At 75.8% G+C, this 5,887-nt stretch carries 6 protein-coding genes; 2 read left to right on the forward strand and 4 right to left on the reverse strand.

The features are described 5' to 3' along the window. Nucleotides 1-41 precede the first annotated feature (41 nt). Both macS and FOE67_RS14155 read right to left on the reverse strand, forming a co-directional pair. Nucleotides 42-1,214, reverse strand: coding sequence for a MacS family sensor histidine kinase (gene macS, locus FOE67_RS14150; RefSeq protein WP_182664209.1), 1,173 nt, complete (start codon nt 1,212-1,214; stop codon nt 42-44). A gap of 137 nt (nt 1,215-1,351) precedes the next feature. Continuing rightward, nucleotides 1,352-2,158 carry a lysophospholipid acyltransferase family protein gene (locus tag FOE67_RS14155; RefSeq protein WP_438874218.1) on the reverse strand — a complete coding sequence of 269 codons (807 nt, stop codon included), beginning with the start codon at nt 2,156-2,158 and terminating at the stop codon, nt 1,352-1,354. Nucleotides 2,159-2,440: 282 nt separating this feature from the next. Here FOE67_RS14155 and FOE67_RS14160 point away from each other — a divergent pair, with 282 nt between their 5' ends. Together FOE67_RS14160 and FOE67_RS14165 are read left to right on the forward strand one after the other, a co-directional pair. Beyond that, the gene (locus FOE67_RS14160; RefSeq protein WP_182664202.1) at nt 2,441-3,214 is read left to right on the forward strand and encodes an alpha/beta hydrolase; all 774 of its coding nucleotides are present in this window, start codon (nt 2,441-2,443) and stop codon (nt 3,212-3,214) included. Next, a complete protein-coding gene (locus FOE67_RS14165; protein ID WP_182664204.1) occupies nt 3,201-3,905 on the forward strand; it encodes a hypothetical protein in 705 nt (234 codons plus the stop codon). The genes FOE67_RS14160 and FOE67_RS14165 overlap by 14 nt, the downstream gene beginning before the upstream one ends. A gap of 12 nt (nt 3,906-3,917) precedes the next feature. Here FOE67_RS14165 and FOE67_RS14170 read toward each other — a convergent pair whose 3' ends face one another. Beyond that, nucleotides 3,918-4,715, reverse strand: a complete 798-nt coding sequence (locus FOE67_RS14170; protein WP_182664205.1) for an endonuclease/exonuclease/phosphatase family protein — start codon at nt 4,713-4,715, stop codon at nt 3,918-3,920. A gap of 92 nt (nt 4,716-4,807) precedes the next feature. Then, nucleotides 4,808-5,749: an ROK family glucokinase gene (locus FOE67_RS14175; protein WP_182664207.1), complete on the reverse strand. Its 942-nt coding sequence runs from the start codon at nt 5,747-5,749 to the stop codon at nt 4,808-4,810. Nucleotides 5,750-5,887 lie beyond the last annotated feature (138 nt).

Here is a 5,887-nt window from a genome sequence, read left to right on the forward strand (position 1 = left end):
GTCGTGTCCCCCGCGCCCGGCCGGGCGCGCCTCCTCCCCCGTCATGCGTCCGTTCCCCTCGGTACCGTCATCTCCACCTCCGTGCCCTCTCCGGGCACCGATGTCCAACGGGCCCCGCCGCCCACCTCGCGCAGCCGCCCCCGGATCGAGTGCGAGACGCCCAGGCGCCCCTCCCTGGCCGCCGCCTCCAGGCGGCCCGCCGGGATGCCCGGTCCCTCGTCCCGGACGGTGACCAGTACGGTTCCGCCCTCGTCCTCCAGCAGCACCCAGGCCCGGGCCGGCTCGCCGTCCGGGCCGGCGGCGTGGCGTTCGACGTTGTCCAGGGCGGCGGCCACCGCCGCGTCCACCTCACGGGCGGTGGCGGTGGGCAGGAGCACCGGGCCGGCGGGGCCGGCGAAGGTCACCCGGTCCCGGGCCCGGGCGGCGAGCAGTGCCCGCAGATCCGCGCGATCGCCGGGCGCGGAACCCGGCCGGGCCGTCCCCGGGTCCCGGGGGGCGACCCGGTCCGCCGGCGCGTCGAGGGGAGGGGCCCCGGTGATCAGGGCCCGCAGGGCGGCCTCCTGCTCCCCCGCCCGACGTCCCAGGTCGGCGGCCTCCCCGCCCAGTTCGTCCCCCCGCCGGCGCACCATGGCGAGCACCTGGAGCACACCGTCGTGGATGTCGCGGGCCAGCCGCTCGCGCTCCCGGCCGGCCGCCTCGATGCGCAGCGCCCGGGCCAGGGTCCGCTCGCTGGCCCGGGCGACCTCGACGACGTACCCGATCGCCACGGCGGCCACCGAGACCAGCAGCACGTTGTGGACGGTGCTGCGGGAGAAGCCGCCGTTCTCGATCAGGTTGGCGATCCCCACCACGGCGGACGCGACCGCCGCCCACCGCCAGCCGCCCCGGATGGCGACGGCCAGCACCGAGCCGGCGACCCAGATCGAGGGGAGCGTGGGGTTGACCTCCCGGTGGGGGTCGGCCAGCGGCGTGAGCAGGATCCCGGAGACCGCCACCACCATGTCGGCGGTGAGGAAGCCCGCGGTGCAGCGCCCCGCGGACCCGACCCGGGGCAGGGTGACCACGGTCCACACCGCGAGCACGCCGAGGTAGCCGACGCCGATCCACGGCCGCCCGTACTCCGGGGCGGAGAGGACGAACAGACCGATCGCGTAGAGCAGGGTGAGGACGCGGTAGCCGGCCAGGGCGCGCCACAGGGGCCGCTCCACCGACATGCCCCCGCCCGAGGGGGCGCCGTCCCCCTCCCGGGGCGACGGGAAGGGCCCCGCGCGTGCCGGTTCCGGTCCCGTGACGACCATCGGCCTCCCCCGTTCCCTCCGGCCCGCCGGCACCCCGGCGGATCCCGGCGCCGTCAGCCCCCGGCGCGTTCCCCGCGACGCCGCTCCTGCCGGTCCTGTTCCTGCCGGTCCTGCTCGGCCCGCTCCCAGGCCCGCTTCTCCGCCCGTTCCGACTTCTCCGCCTCCGCCTGCCGCTTCGCCTCCTCGGCGATCAGCCGCTTGGCCGCGGTGGCGTACATGTCGACGTACTCCTGACCGGAGAGCTTCATGATGGCGTACATGACCTCGTCGGTCACCGAGCGCAGGATGAAGCGATCACCCTCCATCCCCCGGTAGCGGCCGAAGTCCAGCGGGGCGCCGATCCGGATGCCCGGCCTCATCAGCTTGGGCACCACCTTGCCCGGCGGCTGGATCTTCTCGGTGTTGATCATCGCCACCGGGATCACCGGGGCACCGGTGATCAGCGCCACCCGGGCCAGGCCGCCGGGCTTGCCGCGGTAGAGCCTCCCGTCGGGCGAACGGGTGCCCTCCGGGTAGATCCCGAAGAGCTCGCCGCGCTCGATCACCTCCACGCCGCTGCGGATGGCCGCCTCCCCGGCGCCGCGCGCACCCGAGCGGTCCACCGGGAGCTGGCCCACCCCCTTGAAGAAGGCGGCGGTCAACCGCCCCTTCACCCCGGGGGTGTTGAAGTACTCCGCCTTCGCGATGAAGGTCACCTTGCGGTCCAGCACCGCCGGGAGGAAGAAGGAGTCGGAGAACGAGAGGTGGTTGCTGGCCAGGATCGCCGGACCCTTCGCGGGCACGTGTTCCAGGCCCTCCACCCAGGGGCGGAAGGTCATCTTCAGACCCGCCCCCACCGATACCTTCATGACGCCGTACAACAACCCCGGAACCTCCTGTGCGCTGCCGGGACGACCTTAACGGGGAAACCGCCCGCCCGGGGTCCGGCAGACCGCGGGAGCCGGATGAACCCGGGGCGGTTCCCGGTGAACGGGCTTTCCGGTCACGGGACGCGCGCGTAGGGTGGCGGGGCGGATCCGGCACCACCCGTCCCCGCCGAGGCGCCGGTGCCGGCGGTTCCCGGATCCCGTAGCCTGCGATATCACCGCCCCCGGCGACGGGGCGGGTGCCCCACGGTCCACCGGACGTCGATCGGAGTGCCCATGCAGTTGCTGCCCGGTGCCGAGCCCTTCCAGCACGAGGGGACCTCCTCCGTCGGCGTCCTGCTGTGTCACGGCTTCACGGGATCGCCGCAGTCGATGCGGCCGTGGGCCGAGCACCTGGCCGAGGCGGGCCACACCGTCTCCCTGCCCCTGTTGCCGGGCCACGGAACGCGCTGGGAGGACCTTCGTCCGACCGGATGGCAGGACTGGTACGCCACGGTGGACCGGGAACTGCGCCTGCTGGGCGACCGCTGCGAGCGGGTCTTCGTCTGCGGACTGTCGATGGGCGGGACGCTGGCCCTGCGGCTGGCGGCCCGGCACGGCGAGGCGGTGGCCGGCGTGGCGGTGGTCAACCCCGCCATGACCTTCCCCCGGGGGAAGGGCCACGCCCTCCCCGTCCTGCGTCATCTCGTGCCCAGCACCCCCGGGATCACCAGTGACATCGCCCGGGAGGGCGGGGAGGAGGTGGGCTACGACCGGGTGCCCCTGCACTCGGCCCTGGCCCTGCGGAACCTGCTCAACCTGGTGCGCGGCGAGTTGCCGCGGGTCACCCAGCCGCTGCTGGTGATGCGCAGCCGTCGGGACCACGTGGTGCCGCCGACCGACTCGAACCTGGTGCTCGGCGGGGTCTCCTCCACCGATGTCACCGAACTCTTCCTGGAGCGGAGCTTCCACGTGGCGACCCTGGACCACGACGCCCCGCGTATCTTCCAGGAGACGGATGCCTTCATCACCCGCCTGACGACGAGGAAGCCGGCACGTGACGGAGCGTGACAGGGAGCGCGGCGAGGGCCGCGAACCGATCGACGAGGAGGCCGCCTGGGCGGCCATCGTCGCGGGCTGGGACGAGGAGCCCGCGGGACGGACCGGGAGCACCGGCGGCGGTGAGGGCCGGGCTGCCGACCCACCGGGGCCGGAGGGCGGGACCGGGGACGCCGCGGCGGGCGGCGGAGCCGTGACCGGGGGCCCGCACGCCCCCCGTGAGGGCACGGGGGACGACACCCCGGCGGACGCGACCGGCGGGGACACCCCCGAGCCCGACGCCGACCCCGGCACACCCCCCGCCGCGGCGCCGGTGGTGAACCGGGCCGCCGACTGGCTCGCCGGCGCCCCGGGTGCCGGGTTGCCGGCGGGCGCCCCCGCCGAGGACGGCGACAAGGGACCGTGGAACGGTCCCGGGCCCCGTGACTGGGCGCCGTCGGAGGAGGACGAGGGCCACTTCGTGCCCCCGGAGCCGCCTCCGCTGCCCGAGACCGACCCGACCACCCGGTTCGCCTGGCTGGCGGTGCTCGGCGGTCCGCTGCTGCTGATCCTGAGCGCCGTCCTCGGTTTCACGATGAGCTGGTGGGTGGTCACCCTGGGCATCGGCGGCTTCCTCGGTGGCTTCGCGACCCTGGTCATGCGGATGCGGGACGGCCGGGACGACGACGACTGGATCGGGCCCGGCAACGGCGCGGTGGTCTGATCGGGGCCGGTGTCACCGGCATCGGCCCGGGCCGACCGCCGGGGCCGGGGGCACCCGCAGCAGGGCGAGCACCGGCAGGTGGTCCGAGGCCCGCCGCAGGTCCACCGCGTCCGGCGCCCGACCGTCCCGCCCCGGGTCCGGGGGTCCGCAGCCCTCGACCCCCACGGTCGGGTCGCACAGCACCGCGTCGATGCGGCGGTCGGGCGCCCGGGCCGGGAAGGTCGCGCCCCCGGCCGGGCCGGGGCCGCCGGGCGGGTCCGCCCCGGCGTCCCGCAGGAGTTCCGCCAGCCGTCGGAAGACGGGCCCGGAGGGCCGCTCGTTCAGGTCCCCCGCGATCACCGCGGGCCCCGGTGCCGCCGCCGCGAGCAGCGGCCGGAGGTGGACCCGGCGTTCGCGGCCGTCGAGGCCGAGGTGACAACTGATCACGGTCAACGGCGCGCCGTCGATCCGCAGCCGTGCCCGGGCCGCGATCCGACGGTGCAGGCCCGGGTGGTGGGGCAGGGGCACCGCGTCGGCCTCCTCCACCCGGACCCGGGGTCCCACCATCACGGCGGTGCCGCAGGTGGGCGCGCCCCCCACCACGTGCCGCAGGCCGGTCGCCCGGGCGAGCCGGAGGGCGTGGCGGCGCCAGCCGAGGAAACGCGGCATCTCCTGCAGGCAGAGCACGTCGGGGGCGAGCACCCGCAGGACCCGGACGAGGGCCGCCCGGTCGTCCCGCAGCGACCGCACGTTCCAGGTCACCACCCGCACGCCCACCCCGGGGTCGGCGGTTCCCCCGGCGTCGCCGGGACCCGTCGCGTTCCCCGCCAACGGTTCACCCCCGCTCTCCGTGTCCCCCCACGCCGTCGGGCGGCGGGACACCCCGCCGCCCGACGATGTCGTGCCCGACCCCCGCGGGGGGATCAGCCCTGCCGCGCCAGGTCGGCGGCGCCCACCAGCCCCGCGCGCCCGCCGAGGCGGGCCGCCACCACCTGGGCGTGCGGCCGGTAGCGGGCGCCGACCAACCACCGACGGAAGGACTTGCGGATCGGCTCCAGCACCAGATCGCCCTCGTCCGAGACGCCGCCGCCGACGATGAAGGCGGAGGGGTCGAAGAGCGAGGCCAGGTCGGCCAGTCCGGCGCCCGCCCAACGGGCCAGTTCGCGGAAGGAGTCCACGGCGACCGGGTCACCGGCGCGGGCGGCCTCGCTGACGTGTCGGCCCTCGATGCCCTCGGCGGTGCCGTCGCCCAGTTCGAGCAGGGTTCGGGCGCGGTCGGGATCGGCCGCCGCGCGCTGCCGGGCGTAGCGCACCAGGGCGCGGCCGGAGGCGTACTGCTCCCAGCAGCCCTGGCTGCCGCATCCGCACAGCAGGCCGTCGGGCACCATGCGGATGTGGCCGAACTCGCCGGCGACGCCGAACCGGCCGCGGTGCAGCCGGCCGCCGAGGATGATCCCGCCGCCCAGGCCGGTTCCCAGGGTGATGCACACGACGTCGTCGTGCCCCCGGCCCGCCCCGAACCGGTACTCGCCCCAGGCCGCGGCGTTGGCGTCGTTCTCCACCACCACGGACATCCCGACGCGCTGCTCGATCTTGTCCTTCAAGGCCTCGTGGCGCCACTTGATGTTGGGCGCGAAGAGCACCGTGGCCCGCTTGTCGTCGACGTAGCCGGCGGCGCCGATGCCCACCGCCTCGGCCGACGAGCCGGCGCCGACGGTGCGGACCGCGGCGGCGATGGCGTCGACGACGCCCTCCGGGGTCGGCGGGGTCGGCACGGTGCTGGTTTCGAGGATGGCGCCCGATTCGTCGACCACACCGGCCGCGATCTTCGTGCCGCCGATGTCGACCCCGATGGTCAGTCCCATGTGTCCCTCAGTGGTGTTCGGTGGATCCCCGCTGCGGAACACGGTACCGGAGTGACGTCCGGGCGTCGGCCCCCGATCACTCCTGGTCGTCGGGACGACGGGCTTCCGTCGGGGGCTCTCCCCCGCCCTCCCCGGCGT

The organism is Streptomyces calidiresistens, from assembly GCF_014141525.1.
Lineage (GTDB): Bacteria > Actinomycetota > Actinomycetes > Streptomycetales > Streptomycetaceae > Streptomyces > Streptomyces calidiresistens.

Excerpts from the sequence above, each read along its gene's own strand:
- macS (WP_182664209.1), bottom strand. The coding sequence starts at position 1,214 with ATGTCGGTGGAGCGGCCCCTGTGGCGCGCCCTGGCCGGCTACCGCGTC.
- FOE67_RS14160 (WP_182664202.1), top strand. The coding sequence starts at position 2,441 with ATGCAGTTGCTGCCCGGTGCCGAGCCCTTCCAGCACGAGGGGACCTCC.
- FOE67_RS14175 (WP_182664207.1), bottom strand. The coding sequence starts at position 5,749 with ATGGGACTGACCATCGGGGTCGACATCGGCGGCACGAAGATCGCGGCC.